This is a genomic window from Paenibacillus sp. FSL K6-1558 (genome assembly GCF_038002565.1).
GTDB lineage: Bacteria > Bacillota > Bacilli > Paenibacillales > Paenibacillaceae > Paenibacillus > Paenibacillus polysaccharolyticus.
The window spans coordinates 3,273,212-3,297,628 of the sequence record NZ_JBBOCV010000001.1 but is presented as its reverse complement, the minus strand read 5'-3'; the positions used below and the strand labels follow the sequence as shown (position 1 = coordinate 3,297,628).

Genomic DNA, 24,417 nt, shown 5'->3' with positions numbered 1-24,417 from the left:
ATGAGTTGAACTATTTATTTTGCACAGCTACTTTCCAGGTTATTCTGTCATCGAAGTGTCTGTGCAAACCATCTTTCTGTTCAACTTATATGGATTAAAACAAAACTAGGGAGATGAATAGACCATGCAGGAAGGTTCAGGTTATGGCCGCTTCGTAGCGGGCAAACGAAGTAAATGGGTTACACTGCTCGTGTGGATTATCATTGCGGTTGTACTTGGTATGGTATGGCCCGCAGTAAATCAGCGTGAGACCAACAACGCACAAGATTTAAGTGATTCGAAACCATCCGTACAGGCCGCTGCTTTGGCGAAAAAGGAATTCCCTGGCGGCGAGGGCTTACCCGCGCTGATTGTCTGGCGTAACTCTGCCGGACTCACAGAGGATCAGATCCAGCAGATTCAGGCGTTAACCGAGCGATTGGATCAAGACCCGGTGGAGCAGCAACAGTCGGTTGTACCGCTCTATCAGCTGCCACCGCAGGCGATTAAAGGTCAGCTTTCGGAAGACGGAAGCACCATCGTCATGCCGCTGTTTTTCAACAAAGATGCCGATTCAGAGCAACTGAAGGCAGGTGTCGAAGGGTTAGAGGAGAAAACAAAAGCCATCTTCGGCATGAATCCATTTGATACGGCTATAGATACTGAAGGCAAGTTAATTGCACGCGTAACCGGACCAGTGGGGATATCGATTGATGCAAACGGATTGTTCTCATCCGCCGATGTGTCTCTGCTCATCGCAACTGTCGTGCTTGTACTCGTGTTGCTCTTGCTGATCTACCGTTCACCGGTGCTAGCGATCATTCCGATTATTGCCGTAGGCTTCGCCTATATGGTCACCAGTCCGATTCTTGGATTTATGGCGGATCAAGGCTGGATCACAGTTGACGCCCAGTCGATCTCCATCATGACTGTATTACTCTTCGGAGCAGGTACGGACTACTGTCTGTTCATGATCTCCAGATACCGTCAAATTCTCTATCATGAGCCGGATAAAAAGAAAGCTATATTCCAAGCAATTACCGGATCATCCGGCGCGATTGCGATGAGTGGATTTACGGTTGTCGCAGCTCTACTCGTATTGCTGTTAGCTGAATACGGTGCATATCATCGTTTTGCCGTACCTTTCAGTCTGTCCATCTTCATCATGTTTATTGCAAGCCTGACACTGGTTCCGGCGCTACTTGCCATTTTCGGACGTGGATCATTCTATCCATTCGTTCCACGTACTCACGAGATGGAAGTGGAGCGGGCGAAGAAAAAAGGCAAATCGGCTCCGGCTCCGCGTAAAGTCCGTGAAAGCTGGATCGGACGCATCGTAACGACTAAACCTTGGACGGTTCTGGCGATTACGGTAGTGCTGCTTGGTGGACTGGCTACTTTTTCAACCCAAGTGAAATTTACGTACGACTTGTTATCTTCCTTCCCGGAAAATGTACCTTCGCGTGAAGGCTTCAAGGTTATTGGGGAGCAATTTTCGCAAGGAGAGCTCGCTCCAGTTAAAGTGATCGTGGATGCCGGAGGCAAAGAGACAGATCTGAAAACACGTCTCGAATCACTGGATTATATCAGCAAGGTGGGCGACCCGCAGCAAGGCGCGGAGAATGCCAACATTACGGCGTATAACGTAGAGTTCAATCTCAATCCTTACTCAATCGAAGCGATGCAGCATATTCCTGAATTGCGGGCTACGGCGGAAGCGGCATTGAAAGACGCCGGAGTTACCAATGTGGATCAACAAGTGTGGATTGATGGGCAGACTGCCGAACAATATGATATCGAAGTCGCTGGAGAGCGGGATGCGAAGATTATTATTCCGGTCGTGATCGGTATGATTACGCTCTTACTGCTGCTCTATCTGCGCTCGGTTGTTGCGACAGCGTACCTGATTGTAACGGTAGTCCTGTCGTATTTCTCCGCACTGGGTCTGGGTTGGATCATCATCCACTATGGCCTTGGAGCAGAGGCTATTCAGGGAGCGATTCCGCTCTATTCCTTTGTCTTCCTCGTAGCACTCGGCGAGGATTATAACATCTTCATGATCTCAAGCATCTGGCAGAAACGCAAAACGATGCCGCTTCGTCAGGCGATTAGAGAAGGTGTAGGTGAGACAAGTTCAGTTATTACTTCTGCCGGTCTGATTCTGGCGGGCACGTTCGCTGTATTGGCGACTTTGCCAATCCAGGTACTGGTGCAGTTCGGCATCATCACCGCCGTAGGTGTGCTGCTGGATACGTTCCTGGTTCGTCCGTTCATGGTGCCGGCGATTACAGCGTTGCTGGGCAAATGGGCGTTTTGGCCAGGCAAGTATACGGAGATTGCCGAGAAGCAAGAGAAGAAACCAACCCGATCCCTGTAATTCAGGAGGAGGGGCAGATGGACGGCGGGGCTTGATGCCCGTGGTCCATCTTTCTTTTTACCAGAGGCGAGAGCCTTGGGTTTGTATGTCTGAGATGGAATGGATAAGCTGGTAAAAATGCGCAGGGAATGCTATAGATACGGGATTCTTTGGGTGTGGAAGGTTTACTCGGCTTAGGGTTATGGGACATAATAGAAGAAGCGTCGGCCTTGGGCAGACGGACAAGTTCACATCAATGGGGAACCAGAGGAAGGATGAAAGCAAGCATGACGAACAAACTGAATGTGTATTTCAATCATGACGGCGGCGTGGATGATCTCGTATCGCTGTTTATGCTTCTGCAAATGGACAATGTAAACGTAACCGGTGTATCGGTTATTCCGGCAGACGGATATTTGGAGCCGGCAACCGATGCGAGCCGTAAAATTATCGATCGTTTCGGGACGTATTCTATTGAAGTGGCTAAATCCAATTCCAGAGGCAAAAACCCGTTTCCAGCTGCATGGAGACTGCACTCATTCTATGTAGATGCACTGCCTGTGCTGAATGAATCCGGCAAAATGGAAGCGCCGCTCTCCGCTATTCCTGCGCATCAGCATCTGATTGAGAAAGTACGCAATACCGAAGGCAAAACGCTGTTGTTGTTCACAGGCCCGCTGACGGACCTCGCGCGTGCGCTGGACGAAGCACCGGACATCGAAGAGAAAATCGACAAGCTGGTATGGATGGGCGGTACATTTGAACGCGGAAACGTAGAAGAGCCGGAGCATGACGGTACGGCGGAATGGAACGTATTCTGGGACCCGGAAGCAGCTTATCGCGTATGGCAGAGCGGCATCCAGATTGATCTGGTCGCACTCGAAAGCACAAACAAAGTACCTCTTACACCCGCAGTCCGTAACCGCTGGGCAGCAGAACGCCGCTTCGAAGGTGTGGATTTCCTGGGGAACTGTTATGCAGGATGTCCGCCACTGGTGTACAGTGAGACCAACTCCACGTATTATCTGTGGGATGTGCTGACTACGGCTTCCGTAGGCCGCGAGGACATCGTGAAGAAAAAAACCGTGAATTGCATCGTCATCCCAGATGGCCCGAGCCAAGGCCGCACGGTGGAGCAGGCGGACGGACGTCCGGTGCAACTGGTGTATGATACAGATCCGGAAGCATTTTTCACATACATGACTGATTTGGGGAAAAAAGCTGCTCCGCAGCGTTACTAATGATCGGCAGCCGTAGGGCTGACCTTCATGTAAGATAAAAAGACCTTTCTACGATACGCATCAAAGATACGAATCGGTAGAAAGGTAAGAGCTAAAGAAAGCCGCAGGCTGTGTTCCGATGATCGGGGAGAACCCCGATGATGTGGATTACTGCCATGCGGCTTTTTGGTATAGAGCAAGCGGGCACCGAACTAGATCTTAAAGCGGCTGATCAGGCCATTCAGCTCGCTGGATAAAACACGCAGTGACTCTGCGGAAGCACTGATCTCACCCATGGATTGTAGCTGCGTTTCGGCAGCCTGCGATACCTTCTGGATGCTGGATGAGGATTCTCGCGAGATGTGTTCCATGTTTTCAATGGATGCCGACACTTCCTCTGAGCTTGCTGACAGCTGTTCAGAAGCTGCGGACACTTCATGCAGGCGCTCGTTGATCGTTTCAATGCCGCCATGAATGGAGGAGAACGATTGACCTGCCTCTTGCACAACAGTCAGACCGGATTGCACCGCCGTAGTGCTTGCCGACATATGTTCTGCAAGCAAAGAGGTCTGACGTGTCATCTCGGCAATCAACTCGGCTACATGTTGTGAAGATTGCTCGGATTCTCCTGCAAGCTTGCGGACCTCAGAAGCAACAACGGCGAAACCATTACCGTGTTCACCTGCACGGGCAGCTTCAATACTGGCATTGAGTGCGAGCAGATTCGTCTGTGAAGCAATATTTTTCATTAAGTGGGCGACCGATTCAATCTGGCTGGAGTAATCCGTAAGCTGGGTCGTCGATGCGGCCATCTGTACGTTGGCCTGATGAATCCCGTCCATGCTGCGGATGGCTGTATCCAGCTTCGCCTGTCCTTGAATGGCTTCGTTTGTTGTCTGCTGTGATACGTCGGCAACTCTGGAAGAAGAATGAGCAATATGCTGCATGCTACGTGTGATTTCTTCCATGGCTACAGTGACTTCTCCAGCGCGTACCACCTGTTCGGAAGCCCCCTGTGCAGTATGATTCGTGTGCTCTGCAATCCGCTGACTGGCCTCGGCCGTTGCCTGGGAATGCCGGGATACACCTTCTGCGGCGTGAAGCAAGGAATCCGAGCTTTGGCGAATGCCCGTCATGACTTGCCGGGTATCCGTGACCAGGTGTTTGAACTCGGAAGCGAGCTGGCCAATTTCGTCCTTGCGTCCAAGCTCCACATTGACGGTGAGGTCCCCTTTTCCCACTTCGGTAATGAGCTGTTTCAGCTTCACCAGTGGCCTTGTCAGATAACGTGCGAAAATATACACCAGCAATACACTGAGCAATACAATCGCCAGTGCTGTCCAAACCATCGTGATGCGGTTGCTCGACATGAGTGCATAGACAGCGGTAGAGTCCAGATCTGCGCCTACAATACCTAACATCTTGCCATCTGATCCATGAATCGGTACATAAGCGGTAATCGTAGCCCCGTAATCTTCATCCCGAGTAAGCTCTCCGCGAACCGATGTGTCTTGTGCAAAGGCTTGAAGCATGCCATCATACAGTGTTTCCTCTTTTGTACCGTATGGGGAAAAATCATCCTCGGCTACATCCGGCGCGGCCCCGTCTACCACGTAATAATACGCAGCCTTTCCACTTTCCTCGCGTGTGCCAAGTGTGTACAAATATTTGAGTCCGTTGGCTTCACGCAACTGGCTAAGTTGTGCGCGCAGCGTATCGTAATACGCCGTTTTGTCCTGCCCCGTGCTGAGTGGAGCATACAGTGTCGTATCGATCAAAGCGGCTGCCCGTTCAGCTACAGCCTGTGCCTGCATCCCCATGGATTGTTCAACCAATTGAGCAGATGCCCGATACATCGTGATGCCCAAAATGGCCCCAGCAGCCAGCATCAAACAGGAAAAAAACAAAAAAATTCGCATAAACAAACTATTCATCGTTCCAATTGCTCCCCCTTGTGAGCGTATATGTTATGTATGTATTTCTACTTCAATTTATCGGCATATGATTGGGAAAGGATTAGGGGAGGGGGCGGAAGTTGACGCTGGTATGTTATGTCGCCGTGTCCTGCTGCGTTCAGTTATGGGGTCTAACAATCCTGAGAAGCGCTAATTGGTCCTTTATGAACAGTTGAAAATGTAACGATTCCTGAAAGACCTTTTTTTGCTCAAAAGGATTTTTTTGAGCTTAAGCACTCCTTTTTCAGAAGATAAGGTTTCTGGAGATCGTTACATTTAAATTTGCTAAGCTACATTGTTCCGCCGCCTTGGCGAATGGATGGCGGGATCTTCTCAGGCCCCTGATTGATGTAACGATGGATAAACGTACCTACCTTGGCATCATCAAACTTGTCCAGCTTCATTGTTTTGGTCCAGGCGGTCACAACGACCTCGCTACCGTCAGGAATATCTTTGTTGGGTACGGCAAGAATGCCTGACCCGGCTTGGCGAAATTTTGCGAGATATTGGAGATGTTCCTTCAGTTCATCACTGGCATTTTCACGATAATAGATGATGATGTCTCCATGCTCCATGTTGTGAACCAGATAAGGATACCCGGGAAAGTCGGTATAAAAGCCAAATTGGATATCATGTGGATTATGTGGCCCCGAGGTTGGTATTTTCATTTCATACTGGATCGGCTCCTCGGTATGGGTAGCTCCATAATATTTGTCATCCGTCACATCGATGGTTGCATTGTTCGGGAGGTCGGCTACATCGTATGTCTTTCCGGCACCTTGAAGGAAAAATACGCCGAAGGCTACGATGGATACAGCGATCAAGGCATGTGCTGTGAGCCGGAGCGAGCGGCTTTTCTTCTGAATAGCTGCTCGCTCATTCTTTTTCATGTGGCTAAGAATTTTGCCGCGCGTACGTGATGCCCAGATATAGGCTGCAATCGAAAGTAGTAGCACGGCGGCTCCAACAATCAGCAATAGATATGAGGTCCCCGTTTGTTGTTCCATTTGCATATGATCCATGTGGGTCATGTCCATTCGAATTCCTCCGCTTTCGTCAACAAATAATGAATAGTTACACTACATATTGTAGTGTTAAAGGTGAAGCAACATAAAGAAAACATACAGACAAGCTAATAAACATTAAAAACCAAGCAAGAAACAAAGAAAAAACAGTAGAGCAAAGTGACTTCAACTAAATGCTGGCTCATATAAGTAAATACAAACATATTTTTTACACTACACATTATAGTGTATGGAATATGATCCGCGCAACGTTGCCTTTTGCAAATGAAAAAGACTCCCCCCACAATCGGGAGAAGTCTCCATTTCAGCAATCTTAAGTAGAAGAAACGAATTTACAAGCGTCCAAACGGCGAAAATAACGGGCTAAGTAAGCCAGCTATAGTCGAAAATAACAAACGGTACATTAAGTAAAACAATACAGCATTCACAATCAACACGCTGTACGTGCTGTCAATGGCAGCTTTGGTCCGATTGAGCGGATGCTGGAACAGCACCGTATTCATCGCAACAAACACCATAATATACGACAGCACCAGTAGGGAGATCGCGAACGAGTAGGAGATCACAATCATCAAGTTAGCGAGCAGAAGCGTAGCGATTGCAGGGACCAGCAAGGTTCCGAACTGGGCAACCAGAATTTTGGGACGGAACGTAATCCGTTCCAGCTTAAGTACACCATAGATGAGCGCAACAGCAGCAACCAGAATAATAGCTGAAAACAGGAGAGGGCGCAAAAATCCGCTAACAAATATGCCTTCCGCACCGAGGCGGCCAAATGTGATCAGAACATATGTAGAGGTTAATACAGCAAACAATGCCATCGTTAGCCACCCATTTAGGGCATGCTGTTCACCGACGGTTTTCATCGATTGATACGGACGAGCCAGTACGCTGAGGAAATAGGTCAGGTATTGTTTGCTTACTTCTTTGGCTTGCTGTACTTTTTCATTCTGAACGAAGTTGTTCCACTGATTTCCTGTGCTACCTTGGTTAGTATCGTGATCAGGAGCTTCATGATTACTGGAATGTACCGTTGCTGTTTCTTTTACAAGCGATGGTACAGGTGAATCCGAAGAAGAGCGTGTAGGTTCTGGTTGATGAGAAGCAGATTCCTTGTTGCTGGACCAATGCGTGTATTCCGAGTCAGCGGAAGCTGAATCTGTGCGTGTTACGGAATCCACAGGATCAGAAGAAGCATGGGTTCCCGTCAGGTTAGAGCCGCACTTCTCGCAAAACTGGGCATCTCCATTTTCATGATTACATACTTGGCATTTCATGTTCATAAGCCTCCAATTTCTTAAATTATGGAACAAGTTAACATTGTGTCTCATTTTAACGTTCTATGACGAACTTTGTCTATGGATCGCAGAATTAAATACCCAAAATAAACCTAATGAAACAGGCGTAATAACCTGCCATATTTTCATATTGACATAAAGATGGGGCGGAATTATGATGTCATTATCGAAATTGATAATCATTATCAATTAAAAACTAGGGTCAAGAGCGATATTTGTATGTCTGCTCGACGTTCCTGTATCGGTAAAGGATTGTTTGAAGGGTTTGTTGCCTAATTACTGCGTTCATAGGGGAGTGTTCGTGTTGAGAATGAGAAAAAGTGTGACTTTGCCAGCTGTCGTGATGGTGACTTCGGTGCTGCTTGCAGCGTGTGGCAATGATGGAGCGGCTTTGAACAAGGCATCTGAGAAGACAGCTGTAACGAGTGAAGCTCAAACAGCATCTCAGGATACAAGCAAGGGAGGCCAAGAGGCAACTGTTGCAGATTACTCTGTTGCGGTAGAGGGGTATCGTACGTTTGCCGTAGAGCAGATTGATGCGTTTGTGAAGGAAACCGAGAAGTTTACGGATGCGGTGAAGGCTGGAGACTTAGAAAAGGCCAAGTCGTTATATGCCCCGGCACGTATGTATTATGAACGGATTGAACCGGTAGCGGAGGCGCTAGGTGATCTGGACCCTAACATTGATGCACGTGATGGTGACGTTGAAGCTGCAGACTGGCGTGGTTTTCACCGGATTGAGAAAGCATTATGGGCAGACAAAACAACCGACGGCATGAGCGAATATGCAGACACACTGCTCAGTGATGCGAAGCTGCTACGGGCTAAAGTGGAAACGATGGATATCGATGCAAGTCTGATGGTCACGGGTGCGGTCGAACTACTGAACGAGGTATCTTCCAGCAAGGTGACCGGGGAAGAGGAACGGTATTCGCATACGGATCTGTATGATTTTGCGGCGAATGTAGAAGGAGCACGCGAGATTTACAACTTGCTGAAGGATGATCTGGCATCCAAGGACAAAGAGTTGAACCAACAGATTGCGGATCGATTCGATGCGCTGGAGAAAGAACTGGCTCCTTTCAAGGAAGGTGACGGGTACGTTTCTTACAAGAAGTTGAAGGATGAGGATGTGCGCAAGCTAAGCCAGAATCTCGATGCGCTCGCGGAGCCGCTGTCCAATATGGGACAGGTACTGGGAGTGTAGAACGATGACGGAGAACAAGCAGGATTCGCTGAAAAAGCCGTTGTCACGGCGTGAAATGCTGAAGCTGACCGGCGTAGCCGGGCTTGGTCTGCTTATTGGTGGGGGCGGCGCAGGCGGACTGATGGCGCTGGGCCGCAAAGGCTCTTCTGTCGCCGCTGTAGAACCTGCGGCGGCTGATAAGGGATTGCCTTTCTATGGCAAGCATCAGGCAGGTATTATTACGCCCGCGCAGGATTTTATCTGCTTTGCGGCGTTTGACGTTACCGCAGGCAGCGTGGAAGAGCTTCGCCGTCTGTTCCGGGACTGGACGGCAGCCTCGGCTGCCATGGCTTCCGGACAGATGATCGGCGAGCACAACACCACGCTGAATACGCCCCCCACCGATACGGGGGAGGCGGCAGGCCTGACACCGTCACGTACCACGTTGACGTTTGGTGTGGGGCCGTCTTTGTTTGACGGGCGCTTCGGCTTGAAGGGACCGAAGCCGCGGGGACTGCGCGACCTGCCGGCATTTGCCGGGGATGCGCTGGACCCGAAGTGGTGTGGTGGCGACCTGTGCGTGCAAGTCTGCGCAGACGATATGCAGGTCGCCTTCCATGCGATCCGCAACCTCGCGCGTATTGCGCGAGGGCATGCGGTGCTGCGCTGGACCCAGGAGGGCTTCCAGCGCACAGGCCGAGCCGCCCCCGCGGGTGGAACACCGCGCAATCTGCTCGGCTTCAAAGACGGCACCGGCAATCCGGATACTACGGATGCCGTTCTCATGGACCAGACCGTCTGGGCGCAGCCGAGTGACGGTCCGGGGTGGATGGCCGGCGGCAGCTACATGGCCGTCCGCCGGGTGCGCATGCGTGTGGAGGTCTGGGACCGCTCCACCTTGAAGGATCTGGAGGCGACGTTTGGTCGCCACCGTGATAGCGGCGCGCCGATTGGCAGCCGTGGAGAATTCGACCCGGTGGATCTGCAGGCGAGATCCACCGATGGACAGCCCTTAATCCCGGCAACATCGCATCTGCGGCTCGCCAAGGGAGACGGGAGTCAACAGATCTTGCGCCGCTCGTACTCGTATTCGAGCGGCCTCGATGCCAAAACAGGCCAGCTCGACGCAGGCTTGCTATTTATTAGCTACCAGCGGGATATGGACAAGCAGTTTATCCCCATCCAGACACGGCTGGCGAAGAGTGACAAGCTGAATGAATATACGGTGCATGTGGGTAGTGCCGTCTTTGCCTGTTTCCCCGGATGCAAACAGGGTGGATATATCGGGGAGATATTGTTCTGATGATGCGGCGAAGCGGATATACAGGCATCGTTCGAGAGGAGCATGGCCAACATTCAGGCAGCGAGCAGAGGGGGAGCGAACCACGGATGAAGACCAACGGCACATCTACCACAGCCACATTTTCATCCGTTAGGGAGCACAGCAGAAGATGTCTGCTGCGTGTTTCATTATCTATACTCGTATGCCTCGTCCTTCCTTTTGCATGGGCGGGAGGAGGTTTTTTTGCAGCAGCTGGAGATGCTTCTGACAGCAGTACCTATACCTTAGGAGCGATTACTTCTGCTATTTTCGGTGATGTTGCTCATGCGTCCGGTGCTCAAGCTTCTACTGTACAAAAGGAAAGGGCTAAGCTGGATCAGCTTAATGCCCTGCTTCCTCCTGTAGGCAGTGCACTGGTAGAGGCGGGTCAGGGCAAGCTGGACGAAGCCAATCGGGATGTAACGGAGTTTCAGACGTTATGGCAACAGGCGGCACAATTGGAGCCGGAGCAAAATGCAGAGAAGGTGACTGCATTAGCGGCGTCCGTAAATGATGCACTTGTCAAGGTTCAAGGAGCGCTGCAAGACAAAGACACGGATACAGCCAAGAGCGCACTGGCTGACCTTGCAAGGGCAGTTAATGCCTACGTAGAAGCATTCCAAAGTGCGCAAGGCAGTAGTGACGCAGGCCGAAAGGCGGCAGCACATTTACTTCCGGATTCCCGCAGTAGTCTTGTCGCAATGCAAAAAGGAGACTGGCCACTGGCAGAGCGTACGTATAAACGAATCGTTACTTCCTGGAAAGGCACGGAAGCTCCGATTCGTAAGGATCACTTTGGTGTATACAGCCAGCTTGAGAAACAGATGAGCCTGATTCGGATTGCAATGCAAGCTGAACCGCGCAAGGAAACACAGGCCATCCAGCAAATGAACGAAATGGTGACGCTTCTGACGGATTACAGTATGGGTACACTCAAGGATGGAGAACTGGATAAAGAAGCAGTCAACGCTGGTTCTGCATCGCTAGCTGATCTGTTGCAATTGCTGGAACAGGTGCAGCAACAGATTCAGGCCGGGGACAGCTCAGGAGCGGCTACAGGCATGGAAGAGTTTATTATTGCTTGGCCGTCCGTGGAAGGACAGGTGCAGATATCATCCCCTGCTTCGTATACCGCAACCGAGAATGATATGACGGAAGCATCGGGATATCTGGTATCTAATCCGCCGAATACCGCCAAAGCCCCCGACGTTGTAATGCGTATGATCGAACGGCTGCGGCCACTTACGGCTTCCACCTCTTACACAGCATGGGATGCGGCGCTGATTCTTTTGCGAGAAGGACTGGAGGCGATTCTGGTCTTGGCCGCTTTGCTAGCTTATGCCAAGAAGAGCGGCCAGCCTGCTGCACATCGCTGGATCTGGGCTGGTGCGGGCAGTGGCTTGCTGCTTAGTGCAATTATGGCTATAGTGTTAACACTGGTGCTGGCTGCGGCGTCTTCAGGCAGTACACGCGAAATGATTGAAGGTTACACCGGACTTGCGGCGGTTGTGCTGATGTTGACCGTTGGACAGTGGATGCATAGCAAGTCTAACGCACGCTCATGGAACAGCTATGTAGAACGTCAGGTTGGAGGGGCGCTTGCCCGAGGAAGCCTATGGTCGCTTTTTGCGGTAGCCGGGCTTGCCATATTAAGAGAGGGTGCGGAAACGACCAGCTTCTACATCGGAATGGCTCCTGCTATTCAGCTATCCCAGCTGCTTATCGGAATCGGTATAGCCCTGGTCATTCTTATTGTTCTCGCAGTAGCTATCATTCAGTTCAGTGTGCGTCTGCCCGTGCGTTGGTTTTTCCTTACAGCAACGCTGCTAATCTATTATCTGGTGTTTCGTTTTCTGGGTGAGAGCATACATGCCCTGCAGGTGTCGGCAACACTCCCTGCACATGTGGCCCCTGATCTGCCTGCTCTCAGTTGGCTTGGGTTGTATCCAACGTGGGAAACCTTTGTTCCGCAGATGGCGGTATTGCTCTATATAATTTTTAGTCTGATTCGCACCGAGAAACGTTCGATCAAGGGAGCTTCGAAAGCTTCTGTGTAAAACAGAGCTGCAAGAGCTGCAAATCAATGGAGAGATAAAATGGGTGAATTTCCCTGCCGCAACGGACAAGGACATGGGGAATAGTCACTGTTTAGCGGACATGATCAGTCATACAGAAAGCCGTATCCTTCACGATTCATTAGATGTGAGAGATACGGCTTTTTGTTTTTAGGAGAACAGATTCTTAGAAGGAAAGCAAGGTTAAGGTTGAAATGAATCCTCTGGATAGCCCTATATAGACAGATTAGACAGTCTGTGGATCGGCTTTCATTAATGCAGGAGTGGACTCTCTGATAATTGGTTTGGTCACAATATGTGAAATTTGATATGGCTGGGAAGGATTATGGATGCGGGATAACAGCATCTCCGCAGCCTTGATGCCCATTTCGTTGCTATAGATATGAACTGTTGTTAATTGTGGCTCAATAATTCGTGATTCAGGTGCGTTATCGAATCCACATACAACGATATCCTCCGGAACGGTAATTTTCCTCGCTCGCAGTGCCCGAATCATATCGACTGCAATAAAGTCGTTGGCACAGATATAAGCCTCAGGTAGTGACTTCAGTTCGGCCACTCGCTTGTTCAACCAGCCGGGCTTGGAGAAGCACAGACGGTCATTATCCACAATGCAATGGGATAGATCGACTTGTAGCCCTGCTTCCAGCATGGCTCGGTGATAACCGACCCATCGTTCGTTAAAGCTTTTGCAATGATTATAATCCCCGGCAAAACCAATCGTGTTGCATCCGCCCTCAATGAGTTGTTTCGTCATCTGATATATGCTGTGCTCGTTCTCCATCAGTAGCAAATCTGCCTTAAACTCCGGGTAACATATGTTGGAAGCGCAATCGATAAAGATCGTGGGGATGCCCAGATCGGTAATCAGTTGTGTATATTTCAAGTCAAACAATTCGATGCATATGATACCGTCCACATTGGCAATATCGAAATTATTAGGTAGTGCAAGTGCATCCTGATCCATCTCACGAACGATATGAATCGAAAGATTGTACCCTTCAGCGCTGATTCTTTTTTCCAGACCACTAATCAACAACGAGCCAAAATGAGATGTGTTAGGCAGATTTTCCGTTAACAAGGCAATGTTGCGTGGTACTTTGGTTACAATATGCTCGCTTTCCATATAGGCGAATTGTTTATATTTAAGTTCGATTGCTTTCTTAATCACACGATTACGTGTCTCTTCCGGGATATTCCCGCTGTCATTCAGGGCTTTGGAAGCTGTATTTCTGGAGAGGCCCAGAGCATCCGCGATGTCCTGAATCGTAACTTTTTCTTTTGCCATCTCGTCCTTCACCTCGAATTAATCAAATGATCGTCCATAGTATGATCTAAGTCAAATGTATAATAGATCGGATTAAATAGCAATCTTAATTTTACATATGCACAATTTAGTTTACATTTTAGGTTCGTATAGTTCGCTTGTTTTTTCCTTTATAGTCCACTCTTGTTTACACTGCTAAGTTCTTTTTTCTTGTTTTCACAGGGAAAAGAAGCGTTTTTAAATATGTGAACTAGCGTTATTTATGCGTTTCTAAAACGTATAGTTTAGAAAAGAACACAAAAATGTGTTCGCATGCACAATTTATTTTTACATAATGTATTGACTAATGCCTATATTTACTGCTAAATTGTAAATCAATAAATAAACAATTGTAAATTTGAAAGCCCTTACTACAAACAATTGTAAACTTCAGGATGGAATGGAGGTCAAAGTGTTGGATAACACGATGGATACCCGAAAGGGTACAGGGAGGGCATTGAAAGATAGGACATCAGTCAGCCACAGGATGCAGCAATTCAAGAAGCATTATTTTTTGTATATGTTGCTTGCACCAGCTCTGATCCTGACCCTTATCTTCAAATACATCCCGATGTACGGAGCCGTTATTGCATTTAAAGATTTTAGTCCGATCAAAGGTATCATGGGCAGTGAGTGGGTAGGGTTAAAGCATTTCGAGAAGTTTTTGGCTTCGCCCAATTTTGATGTCATTTTTATGAATACGCTTAAACTCAGCTTTTTTGGGTTGATATTCAGCTTTCCGGTTCCCATTATACTTGCGCTCATGCTGAATCAGGTACGGAAAGCCGGCGTGAAGAAAAATATTCAATTGTTTCTGTATGCACCCAACTTCATATCGGTGGTTGTCGTTGTTGGTATGCTGTTTATTTTTCTGTCACCGACAGGGCCGATCAATCAAATTGCTACATGGATTACGGGTCAGCCGATCATGTTCATGTCTGAGCCGGAATATTTCCGCTGGATCTACATTTTGTCGGACATTTGGACCGGAGCAGGCTGGGCTTCCATCATCTATGTTGCTGCCTTGGCTAATGTTGATCCTGAACTTCACAATGCGGCCAATCTGGACGGAGCAAACCTTATTCAGCGTATTCGCCACATCGATCTTCCAACGATTCGTCCGATTATGGCTATCGTCTTTATTCTTGCTGCTGGTGGGATCATGTCCATTGGATTCGAGAAGGCCTACCTGATGCAAACGTCCATGAACCTTCCTTCCTCCGAGATTATCGCCACGTATGTCTACAAGGTGGGCTTGCAGTCCGGGGATTACGCTTATTCTGCCGCAGTGGGATTGTTCAACTCGGTCATCAATGTCATATTGCTGGTTACTGTGAATCTGATCGTAAAAAAATTGAATGAAGGCGAAGGTCTTTATTAAGGAAAGGAAGGTTATCCATGGTCGTCAAACATACGGGACTCGATCGTCTGATCCTCGCACTAAACGCGATTTTTCTTACCTGTGCTGTACTGGTTGTGGTCGTCCCCCTGGTTTACATCGTTGTGGCCTCATTTATGGACCCGACGGTGCTGCTGAACCGGGGGTTATCCTTTAATGTATCCGACTGGAGCCTGGATGGGTATCAGATGATTTTGTCCAATCCAGCCATGATCCGAGGTTTTGCGAATGCGGTGCTGTACTCGGTTTCCTTTGCATTGCTGACCGTAACCGTCTCCATATTTGCAGGCTATGCCTTGTCGGATGAAAGGCTGGCCGGACGCGGTTTTTTCATGATTATATTCATCATTACGATGTTCTTCGGAGGCGGATTGATTCCAACGTATCTACTTGTCCGTAATCTAGGCATGCTGGATACCGTGTGGGCGATTATCCTACCTGGTGCCGTCAATGTCTGGAACATCATTCTGTCCAGAACCTTCTTCAAAGGCGTACCACGGGAGCTGAAAGAAGCCGCTAATGTCGATGGTGCTTCTGAGATGAAGATTTTTTTTCAGATCGTCATTCCTTTATCCAAACCCATTATTTTTGTCCTCGCGTTGTACGCGTTTGTAGGTCAGTGGAATTCCTATTTCGACGCTATGATCTATCTGGATAATCCGAACCTGCATCCATTACAGCTCGTACTGCGTTCCATTCTGATTCAGAATCAGGCTGCACCGGGCATGATTAGTGATCAACTGGCCATGGCGGAACTGAAACGTCTCTCTGAAATGATCAAATATTCAGCGATTGTCATTTCGAGTCTGCCACTCATCATCATGTATCCGTTCTTTCAGAAATATTTCGAGAAGGGTGTCATGGTAGGTTCGCTCAAATAATGAACAGCTAGAATTATTGTTACCCAACACAACCCAAGGAGGTCATTATCATGAAAAAAGTAAGCAAGTCCCCAAAAGCCGTTACTACCGCATCTATTGCCATGCTGTCTACGATGCTTCTGCTTTCAGCCTGTGGCGGGGGTGGAGGCGGTGCTGCGAGTGAAGCCCAGTCACCTGATGGCAAAGTGACATTGAATTTTATAACCCAGAGCTCTCCGCTGGCCCCCGCTGATCCAAACGATAAGCTGATTAACAAAAGACTCGAAGAGAAAACCAATGTGCATATCAACTGGAAAAACTATACGAGTGATGTGTTTGCAGAAAAAAGAAACCTGGCGGTAGCCAGCGGTGATTTACCAGATGCCATTTTTGATGCAGGTTATGGGGATTATGATCTTCTGAAGCTGGCGAAGGACGGGGCCATCATTCCACTGGAAGATTTGATTGAGCAACATATGCCCAACTTTAAGAAAGTGCTGGAGGAAGCACCCGAGTACAAGAGCATGATCACAGCTCCGGACGGACATATCTATTCGTTCCCCTGGATTGAGGAACTTGGCAGTGGCAAACAACGGATTCAGGCGGTGGATAACTTACCCTGGATCAACGTGGAATGGCTGAACAAGCTCGGACTGAAGATGCCGACAACAACCGAAGAACTGAAAGATGTGTTGATCGCATTCAAAACCCAGGACCCGAACGGCAATGGCAAAGCAGACGAAATTCCGTTGTCTTTCATTAACAAGCCGGGTGGAGAAGACCTGACCTTTCTCTTTGCGGCATTTGGTCTTGGGGAGAACTGGGACCATACCGTGGTGACCAATGAAGGCAAAGTGGTTTTCACAGCAGCTGATAAAGGTTACAAGGAAGCGGTCCAATACATTCACGAACTGGTTAAAGAGGGTCTTGTGGATGTGGAAGCATATCAGCAGGATTGGAATACGTATCTGGCCAAGGGCAAAGACAACAAGTATGGGATGTATTTCACTTGGGATAAGGCCAACATCACAGGCATGAATGATACCTATGATGTGCTTCCCCCCGTTGCTGGACCAGGTGGCGAGGCCAATGTGACAAGAACGAACGGAATCGGCCTGGATCGGGGACGCATGGTCATTACGAGCAGCAACAAAAATCTGGAATCAACAGCGAAATGGGTGGACCAATTGTACGATCCGCTACAATCGGTACAGAACAACTGGGGAACGTACGGCGATGAGACACAGCAGAATATTTTTGAATTCGATGAAGCCAAGGGGATGCTGAAGCATCTTCCGCTGGAAGGCGCTGCTCCTGTTGAGCTTAGACAAAAAACAAGTATTGCAGGACCGCTGGCGATTCTCGACAGTTACTACGGTAAATACACAACCAAACCGGAAGATGCCGCATGGCGTATGGAGCTTCTCGATAAAGTTATGGTTCCACACATGAAAGCGGAAAACGTCTATCCAAGCGTGTTCTTTTCCATTGATGAACTCGACCGCCTATCTACCATTGAGACGGATTTGTTCGCTTACGTACTTCGTATGCGCACGGAGTGGTATCAGAATGGAAAGGTCGATCAGGAGTGGGACGCTTATCTGAAAGAACTGGATCGTCTTGGATTGCAAGAATGGCTTCAGATTAAACAAGCGGGATATGACCGCAACAACAAATAAAACAAACTGAATGGGGGACTCTGCCCTACATAGCAGCTATTGTGCGAGTGAAGCAGGGTCCCCAACCACGGGTTTGTCCAAAGGAGTTAACCAACATGTCTACAATTTCAACTTCTGATTACCGGAGCGTCTATCATTTCTCACCCAAGGAGAAATGGATGAACGATCCGAACGGAATGGTATTTTTCAAAGGCGAGTATCACTTGTTCTATCAGCATCATCCGTTTGGCACCACATGGGGACCGATGCATTGGGGACACGCGGTAACTAAAGATTTTCTTAACTGGGAAGAGCTTTCTGTGGCTTTGGCCCCGGATGAACATGGCATGATATTCTCTGGCAGTGCAGTGGTGGATTGGAACAATACTTCTGGATTCTTTGATGGTGAGCCAGGATTGGTAGCGATTTTCACTCATCATTTAGAAGTGCCGAACGATCACCCAATTCAGCGGCAGAGCCTCGCCTATAGCAAGGATAGCGGCAGAACATGGGTGAAATACGAGGGTAATCCAGTGCTGGAGCATGAGTCGTTCGTGGATTTCCGTGATCCCAAAGTATTCTGGCATGAGCAGACTGAGGAATGGATCATGATTATCGCTTGTGGTCAAACGGTATGTCTGTACCATTCTCCTAATCTAAAGGATTGGACATTTGGCAGTGAGTTCGGTGCAGGAATTGGTTCGCATGACGGCGTATGGGAGTGTCCTGACCTGTTCCCGCTAGCAGTAGATGGGGATTCAGGGAAGGAAAAATGGGTGATGCTTGTTAGCATTGGTGCAGATCCTGCCTTCAAGGAAGGCTCCAGAACCCAGTACTTCACTGGAGAATTTGATGGAATGGTATTTGTTCCAGACGAAGCTTCGCATACCGTTCGCTGGCTAGATCATGGCCGGGATAATTATGCAGGAGTCAGTTGGTCGGACATTCCGGCAGAAGATGGCAGACGTTTGTTTATGGGCTGGATGAGCAACTGGATGTACGCCAATCAGACGCCAACCGAAGATTACCGCGGCGCAATGACGATTGCGAGGGAGTTGACATTGGAGACAAGGGACGGAGAAGTCATGCTGGTTCAGTATCCTGCACGTGAGCTGGAGCAGGCCCGCAAGCCCGTATTGTCGCTACAGAATGTGTCGATCAGACAAGTAAGCGAGCAGTTGAATGCATTGCAGCTTGTGAACTATGAGATTGATGCGGAATGGCCTTCAGCATCCTCCGTTCAATTTGTACTACGAAGTGGTGCGGATCATGAAACGCTTGTAGGTCTGGACGCCGCGCAGGGTGAAGTATATGTCGATCGCAGTCGATCCGGTATTATCAATTTCCATGAGCATTTCCTGGGTCGGCATACGGCCGGGTTAAAAGCGGTGAGTGGCAATCAACGTTTGCGTATCTTTGTGGATCATTCCTCCGTAGAGGTATTTGCCAATGACGGTGAGGCAGTGATTACCGATCTGATCTATCCGGATGCGGATTCCATAGGAATCGCTGTTCATGCCGAACAGAATGATATGATATTTAATTCGCTTCATATCTATGAAATATCCCCTATCCAAGCCAAAGGTCAGTCGAAATGAGCGCAAGGGGGGACAGGGAAATGCGGATAGGAGCTATTGAAGCGGGCGGAACAAAGTTTGTCTGCGGAATAGGTAACGAACAAGGGGAAATTGAAGATTGGTGCAGCTTTCCAACGGAACCTCCGGATACCACACTTGCGAAGGTTATCGACTATTTCAGGAATAAAGACATTGCAGCTATCGGTATTGGCTCCTTTGGTCCTATTGATCTGCAACCGGGCAGTCCCACCTATGGCTACATTACAACGACTCCGAAGCCGGGCTGGGAAAACTGTAATGTTGTCGGAACCTTGAACAGTGAATTCGCGATTCCATTCGGATGGGATACGGATGTGAATGCAGCTGCCCTAGGGGAAGTCACCTGGGGAGCAGCGCAAGGCATGGACAACTGTGTGTATTACACCATCGGTACAGGTGTTGGGGTCGGACTTGTGGCGGGTGGCAAGCGCGTGCATGGATTATTGCATCCTGAGGGCGGCCACATCCGGACGAGAAGGCACCCAGAGGATCATTTTGCCGGATTATGCCCGTATCATGGAGACTGTTTGGAGGGGATGGCTGCAGGCCCGGCCATTCAGGCCCGCTGGCAGCGTCCAGGTAGTGAACTTCCAGCAGACCACTCGGCATGGGAGATAGAATCCTTTTACATTGCAGAGTCTGTTACGACCGCGATACTGCTTCATTCGCCGCAAAAGGTCATCTTGGGCGGTGGAGTGATGCAGCAACATCATCTGCTTCCCATGATCCGGGAGCGGGTTGTACAGAACCTGAATGGATATTTGAATGCAGCTCAGATCACGCAACATATCGACCAATATATTGTCCAACCCGGATTGGGACAGCACGCCGGACTATGCGGTGCTCTTGCATTGGGGTTGGAAGCGTTCAGCAACAAGCCATGTTGAATCCATAGTATTTGATCCTTTGTATCCCATAGGAGATGGTTGCAGGTTTACTTTTGCTTCAGCGTTTTGCATGGGAAGTCGCAAGGCTGAATGTATGCGAAATGTTCGCTTGAAGAGACTGCTGCGCCATCCCTTATGGGATTTTTGTGTCATCCACTACAACAGGAAAAGAGGGAATGCTCATGAAATGGATCTTCCGATCCATCAGTTGTGTTCTATTATCATGTGTCCTTGGTTCATCTTCTGCAGGAGTATATTCGACCGCCGTTCTAACGGATACCGATAGGGATACTCAGCAAGGAGGAAAGCAGACATCTGAGGGATTAGCGAAACAACAGGGAAAGGGGAGTGCCGTGTTGACTGATGGGTCCAAAGCAGATACCAATCTATCGGATTGGACATTACGAGGTAGAGGCAGTCTGGAAGATACGGATGAAGGACTCCATCTGACTTCGGATGAAGGGGAGAACGTAATGGCTGTATCAGCCACAAGAGCCGATAATTTTATTTATGAAGCTGATGTGAAGATTCAGAATATGAAGGCTGATGCCAGTCTTATTTTTCGATCCAATGATACAGGCTGGTCTTCCTATATGCTTCAAGTCGTTCCAGAGGCTGGTGTGATACGTCTAAGAGATGCAAGCGGGCAGCCGGGAACATTAAATGTAGAACATAAGACGAGTCTGCAATTGGGAGGTATCTATCATCTGAAGGTAAAAGCGGACGGGGGGAGCCTTCTGGTATATTGGGATAATCGGTATGACCCGGTAATGGATGTAAAGGACAGTACCTATTCTTCAGGACATCTGGGGCTCCATGTATGGGATGGATCGGCTTTATTCCAGAATGTGCAGGTGAGTACCATGAATAACAACATAGGCAAAATAATTAACAGTACAGGCGATTGGCAGCCGGATGTGAAAGGTTATCGAGGGACGGGAGACGCTCCGGGAAAAGGAAGGGTTATTTACGAGAAGATGGCATCTGATTTTGTATATGAGGGAAATATATCCATGGCACATACGAATGCAAGTTCCTCGGCGGCATTGTTAATCAGGGCAAATACAGACGGAACGAAAGGATATGAAGCACTTTTGATGAAGGAAGGAGAAGAAGTTCAGGTACAACTTCGAAAAGCAGATGGTACTGTACTCGCCACTTCGAATCTGAAGTACCCAAGTGAGCCGGGAGCGAGGCATCACATCGAAATTATAGCTTCGGGTAGCTCGATTCAGGTGTATGTGGATGGTTACAGCCCTCCGGCTGTTGAGGTCACAGACACGAGTTATGCCAAGGGGAATGTCGGACTTGTGGTTCAACAAGGTATGGCTTATTTTCAGGATATCTTTGTGACGGAAGAGTCCAATTACTACAAGGAGAACTATCGACCGCAGTACCATTATTCTCCGATTCGGGGATCGGTCAGTGATCCGAATGGACTGGTCTATTACGAAGGGGAGTATCATCTGTTTCATCAGGATGGAGGCACCTGGGCTCATGCGGTGAGTACTGATCTTATAAAATGGAAGCGCTTACCTATTGCCTTGCCTTGGAATGATCAGGGTCATGTGTGGTCGGGATCAGCGGTTGCTGATCTAAGCAATACATCGGGTCTGTTCACGAATTCAGGTGGGAAAGGTCTGATTGCGTACTATACTTCCTATCATCCGGATAAACCTGGCGGCAATCAGCGTATCGGTCTCGCGTACAGCACCGATCAAGGTCGGAATTGGCAGTATGCTTCAGATCGTCCAATCGTGATTGATAATCCTGGCCAGAATGGCGATGATCCGGGAAGCTGGGATTTCCGTGATCCCAAGGTTGTACGGGATGAGGAGCATAACCGCTGGATGATGGTTGTGTCTGGCGGAGATCACATCCGGTTCTTTACATCTACGAATCTGCTCGATTGGACGTTAACCGATAACTTCGGATACGGCAAATACGTTCGTGGTGGTGTATGGGAGTGTCCCGATCTCATTCAGCTACCTGTAGATGGAACGGGGCAGCAGAAGTGGGTGCTGATGATCAGTACAGGTGCGAATCCCCAAACTCAGGGATCTGATGCAGAATATTTTGTGGGCGAGCTGACAGCGGAAGGGAAATTTCTGAATGATCTTCCGGCAGGTCAGGTGCTAAGGACGGACTTCGGCAAGGAGTTCTACGCATCGATGTCCTTTGCAAATATGCCTGATCAGCGGAAAGTCATGCTTGCATGGATGACGAATTGGGATTATCCGTTTGCCTTTCCAACCTCTACCTGGAAAGGGCAACTAACCATACCGAGAGAAGTATCACTTCGAACCACGAACGAAGGAGTTCGTTTGGTACAAACACCAATCCATGAGCTTCAGACACTGCGGCAAAACCTGTACAGCACGGAACAGTTGAGGGTAGCACCTGAATCTCAAAATCCGCTTGATGGCCTTACCGCAGGAGCATATGAAATTGAAGTCGAAGTGGAAATTCCGGCTAACCGTGCTGTAACCGAGTTCGGTTTTCATCTGCGTCAAGGGGAGGGGCAGAAAACCACAGTAGGATACAGGGTGGATCAGCAAAATATGTTTGTGGACCGTACTGCCTCGGGGGACGTGAGCTTTTCCGACTTGTTCACCAAAGTTCATGAGGCTCCGTTACCACTGGAGAACCAGAAGGTTAAACTACACTTATTTGTGGATGAGTCCTCCGTTGAGGTCTTTGGCAATGATGGCAAGGTTGTTTTCTCGGATGTCATTTTTCCAGACCCGGCGGGAAGAACAATGGCTTTCTATAGCCTTGGCGGGGAAGTGAAGGTGAGTTCCATGAAGGTGTACGCCTTGGACAATATGTGGAAAGAGGGCACATCTCCCGGGATTCAAGTCTTTGCAGATACTCATAGAAGAACAGCGAGTATAGGGCAGACCCATACGTTGTACGCGACGGTGGAGGGCGGACCGGGAAAAGGTGTTCAACCGTTGAAATGGAAAGTAAGTGATCCTAAAGTGGTGAAGATCGTTCATTCTGACCAAGCAAAAGCGCTGGTTCGTGCTGTAGGCAAAGGAAAAGTCTGGGTGACGGCCTCGACGGCTAATGGTAAAGCTTCTGCCATAATCCCTATTGTGGTATCCAGTGGCACATTTCATACCAACCTATCTGGCTGGAAGTCGGATATATCATCTGCCGATTGGTTTGTTACTGACCAAGGTATGCAGGGCAATTCAAGCGGTGATGCACAGTATATTGCTCAGGAAACGGCAGGAGATTTCCAATATGATGTGGACCTGAAGCTGGGTGCACAGGGGGGAGCAGGCTCTGTTATATTCCGTGCAAGCGAGGATGGACGAAGCGGTTATTACTTGAATGTGGACCCCAACATGAAGGCCGTCCGACTTTTTTATAAAGTAAACGGGAGATTCGAAAATCGGCAGGTACTTGCCCAAGTTCCGAGATTCATTCGTAAGGATCAACCGTATCATATTCGAATTCAGGCAGATGGTCCCCGGATTCGGGTTGATGTTGATGGAGAGCGAATGATGGACATTCAGGATGGGACGTTTGCGGAAGGACATTTCGGTGTTCATGTATTTGGAGGAAGTGCCTCCTTTCAGCATGTGAATGCAACCCATAGGAAGAAAGCCGAGTTGGAGCAGGTGATCATTCGTAACGCAGGACGTTCTGCTGTGATTCAAGCTGTTCTAACTGATGAAGGAGAAGGTATAAAGGTTACTAGTGAGGCAGAGAATGTAAGTGGAGGTTTCAAATGGGTGCTGGTACCAACTGGGGATGAGTCTGGCTCTTACTCTATTCGAACTTTGAACGGAATGGCGCTGGATTGGGATGTAGGACAGAATCGCATTCAGCTCTATTCGTATCTCGGGTATGCGAATCAACGTTGGCACATTTCCAAGAACGAGGATGGGACGATACGCATTACCAGTGCTCATAATGGGAACGTACTCGGCATAACTGAGGACGGGTCAAAATTGGTGATGGGTGAACTCCTTGAAGATAACGAGCATCAAAAGTGGGTGCTGAAGCAACAGTAATGGTTATAACGAAATCTCGAAGGAGCTATTCGGATTTGGTACAACTCTCCTGAGAGTGACCATTGATCAGAACATAGTCTTATATAAGAAGAAATTCCGGGAGAAGCTCGAGCAACACATGGGTTTGCCTATTTAAGCTATATTGCGGAAATATGATGCGTCCACCCAGTGAGCGATCACGAATGTGATTCTGGAACAGGCCTAGGATGGATCAGCAGAATTCATTTTTGCGGTGACATCCAGCGGCGTAA

The 24,417-nt window shown here is 48.7% G+C and carries 15 protein-coding genes; 11 read left to right on the top strand and 4 right to left on the bottom strand.

The window, feature by feature from the left end:
* Positions 1 to 124: 124 nt before the first annotated feature.
* Both MHI38_RS14155 and MHI38_RS14150 read left to right on the top strand, forming a co-directional pair.
* Positions 125 to 2,356 carry an MMPL family transporter gene (locus MHI38_RS14155; protein WP_154890209.1) on the top strand — a complete coding sequence of 744 codons (2,232 nt, stop codon included), beginning with the start codon at positions 125 to 127 and terminating at the stop codon, positions 2,354 to 2,356.
* A gap of 266 nt (positions 2,357 to 2,622) precedes the next feature.
* The gene (locus MHI38_RS14150; protein WP_090924098.1) at positions 2,623 to 3,576 is read left to right on the top strand and encodes a nucleoside hydrolase; all 954 of its coding nucleotides are present in this window, start codon (positions 2,623 to 2,625) and stop codon (positions 3,574 to 3,576) included.
* A gap of 191 nt (positions 3,577 to 3,767) precedes the next feature.
* Here MHI38_RS14150 and MHI38_RS14145 read toward each other — a convergent pair whose 3' ends face one another.
* The 3 genes from MHI38_RS14145 to MHI38_RS14135 form a co-directional block, all read right to left on the bottom strand.
* Positions 3,768 to 5,489 (bottom strand): methyl-accepting chemotaxis protein, encoded by a 1,722-nt coding sequence (locus MHI38_RS14145; RefSeq protein WP_154959458.1) that lies wholly within the window; start codon positions 5,487 to 5,489, stop codon positions 3,768 to 3,770.
* Positions 5,490 to 5,800: 311 nt separating this feature from the next.
* Complete coding sequence (locus tag MHI38_RS14140; RefSeq protein ID WP_341181331.1) at positions 5,801 to 6,532, bottom strand: DUF3105 domain-containing protein; 732 nt, start codon at positions 6,530 to 6,532, stop codon at positions 5,801 to 5,803.
* Between the two features lie 335 nt (positions 6,533 to 6,867).
* On the bottom strand, positions 6,868 to 7,812 hold the full coding sequence (locus MHI38_RS14135; protein ID WP_090924101.1) for a zinc ribbon domain-containing protein: 945 nt from the start codon (positions 7,810 to 7,812) through the stop codon (positions 6,868 to 6,870).
* 331 nt (positions 7,813 to 8,143) lie between these two features.
* On the opposite strand from MHI38_RS14135, the gene efeO reads away from it, so the two are divergent.
* Genes efeO through MHI38_RS14120 form a run of 3 tightly spaced genes read left to right on the top strand, consistent with a single transcriptional unit; the run spans position 8,144 to position 12,397 of the window.
* Complete coding sequence (efeO, locus tag MHI38_RS14130; protein ID WP_090924102.1) at positions 8,144 to 9,040, top strand: iron uptake system protein EfeO; 897 nt, start codon at positions 8,144 to 8,146, stop codon at positions 9,038 to 9,040.
* Positions 9,041 to 9,044: 4 nt separating this feature from the next.
* A complete protein-coding gene (gene efeB / locus MHI38_RS14125) occupies positions 9,045 to 10,322 on the top strand; it encodes an iron uptake transporter deferrochelatase/peroxidase subunit (protein WP_154890219.1) in 1,278 nt (425 codons plus the stop codon).
* Positions 10,283 to 12,397, top strand: a complete 2,115-nt coding sequence (locus MHI38_RS14120; protein ID WP_261769309.1) for an FTR1 family iron permease — start codon at positions 10,283 to 10,285, stop codon at positions 12,395 to 12,397. The genes efeB and MHI38_RS14120 overlap by 40 nt, the downstream gene beginning before the upstream one ends.
* 244 nt (positions 12,398 to 12,641) lie before the next feature.
* Here the strand turns inward: MHI38_RS14120 and MHI38_RS14115 are convergent, their stop codons facing one another.
* A complete protein-coding gene (locus MHI38_RS14115; RefSeq protein WP_154890222.1) occupies positions 12,642 to 13,703 on the bottom strand; it encodes a LacI family DNA-binding transcriptional regulator in 1,062 nt (353 codons plus the stop codon).
* A 505-nt stretch (positions 13,704 to 14,208) separates the two neighbouring features.
* Here MHI38_RS14115 and MHI38_RS14110 point away from each other — a divergent pair.
* The 6 genes from MHI38_RS14110 (at position 14,209) to MHI38_RS14085 (ending at position 24,166) form a co-directional block, all read left to right on the top strand.
* A complete protein-coding gene (locus tag MHI38_RS14110; protein ID WP_260510993.1) occupies positions 14,209 to 15,102 on the top strand; it encodes an ABC transporter permease in 894 nt (297 codons plus the stop codon).
* Between the two features lie 17 nt (positions 15,103 to 15,119).
* Positions 15,120 to 16,001: a carbohydrate ABC transporter permease gene (locus tag MHI38_RS14105; protein ID WP_154890226.1), complete on the top strand. Its 882-nt coding sequence runs from the start codon at positions 15,120 to 15,122 to the stop codon at positions 15,999 to 16,001.
* 50 nt (positions 16,002 to 16,051) lie between these two features.
* Positions 16,052 to 17,659, top strand: coding sequence for an ABC transporter substrate-binding protein (locus MHI38_RS14100; protein ID WP_154890228.1), 1,608 nt, complete (start codon positions 16,052 to 16,054; stop codon positions 17,657 to 17,659).
* Between the two features lie 95 nt (positions 17,660 to 17,754).
* Positions 17,755 to 19,236 carry a glycoside hydrolase family 32 protein gene (locus MHI38_RS14095; protein ID WP_154890230.1) on the top strand — a complete coding sequence of 494 codons (1,482 nt, stop codon included), beginning with the start codon at positions 17,755 to 17,757 and terminating at the stop codon, positions 19,234 to 19,236.
* A gap of 20 nt (positions 19,237 to 19,256) precedes the next feature.
* Positions 19,257 to 20,141, top strand: a complete 885-nt coding sequence (locus tag MHI38_RS14090) for an ROK family protein (protein WP_154890232.1) — start codon at positions 19,257 to 19,259, stop codon at positions 20,139 to 20,141.
* A 182-nt stretch (positions 20,142 to 20,323) separates the two neighbouring features.
* Positions 20,324 to 24,166: a GH32 C-terminal domain-containing protein gene (locus tag MHI38_RS14085; protein WP_154890235.1), complete on the top strand. Its 3,843-nt coding sequence runs from the start codon at positions 20,324 to 20,326 to the stop codon at positions 24,164 to 24,166.
* Positions 24,167 to 24,417 lie beyond the last annotated feature (251 nt).

What these genes read in the sequence shown, in the direction of transcription:
- MHI38_RS14115 (WP_154890222.1), bottom strand. Translation starts at nt 13,703, where the DNA reads ATGGCAAAAGAAAAAGTTACGATTCAGGACATCGCGGATGCTCTGGGC.
- efeB (WP_154890219.1), top strand. Translation starts at nt 9,045, where the DNA reads ATGACGGAGAACAAGCAGGATTCGCTGAAAAAGCCGTTGTCACGGCGT.
- MHI38_RS14105 (WP_154890226.1), top strand. Translation starts at nt 15,120, where the DNA reads ATGGTCGTCAAACATACGGGACTCGATCGTCTGATCCTCGCACTAAAC.
- MHI38_RS14140 (WP_341181331.1), bottom strand. Translation starts at nt 6,532, where the DNA reads ATGGATCATATGCAAATGGAACAACAAACGGGGACCTCATATCTATTG.
- MHI38_RS14155 (WP_154890209.1), top strand. Translation starts at nt 125, where the DNA reads ATGCAGGAAGGTTCAGGTTATGGCCGCTTCGTAGCGGGCAAACGAAGT.
- MHI38_RS14110 (WP_260510993.1), top strand. Translation starts at nt 14,209, where the DNA reads ATGCAGCAATTCAAGAAGCATTATTTTTTGTATATGTTGCTTGCACCA.
- efeO (WP_090924102.1), top strand. Translation starts at nt 8,144, where the DNA reads ATGAGAAAAAGTGTGACTTTGCCAGCTGTCGTGATGGTGACTTCGGTG.
- MHI38_RS14095 (WP_154890230.1), top strand. Translation starts at nt 17,755, where the DNA reads ATGTCTACAATTTCAACTTCTGATTACCGGAGCGTCTATCATTTCTCA.
- MHI38_RS14145 (WP_154959458.1), bottom strand. Translation starts at nt 5,489, where the DNA reads ATGAATAGTTTGTTTATGCGAATTTTTTTGTTTTTTTCCTGTTTGATG.
- MHI38_RS14150 (WP_090924098.1), top strand. Translation starts at nt 2,623, where the DNA reads ATGACGAACAAACTGAATGTGTATTTCAATCATGACGGCGGCGTGGAT.
- MHI38_RS14090 (WP_154890232.1), top strand. Translation starts at nt 19,257, where the DNA reads ATGCGGATAGGAGCTATTGAAGCGGGCGGAACAAAGTTTGTCTGCGGA.
- MHI38_RS14085 (WP_154890235.1), top strand. Translation starts at nt 20,324, where the DNA reads ATGAAATGGATCTTCCGATCCATCAGTTGTGTTCTATTATCATGTGTC.
- MHI38_RS14100 (WP_154890228.1), top strand. Translation starts at nt 16,052, where the DNA reads ATGAAAAAAGTAAGCAAGTCCCCAAAAGCCGTTACTACCGCATCTATT.
- MHI38_RS14120 (WP_261769309.1), top strand. Translation starts at nt 10,283, where the DNA reads ATGCAAACAGGGTGGATATATCGGGGAGATATTGTTCTGATGATGCGG.
- MHI38_RS14135 (WP_090924101.1), bottom strand. Translation starts at nt 7,812, where the DNA reads ATGAAATGCCAAGTATGTAATCATGAAAATGGAGATGCCCAGTTTTGC.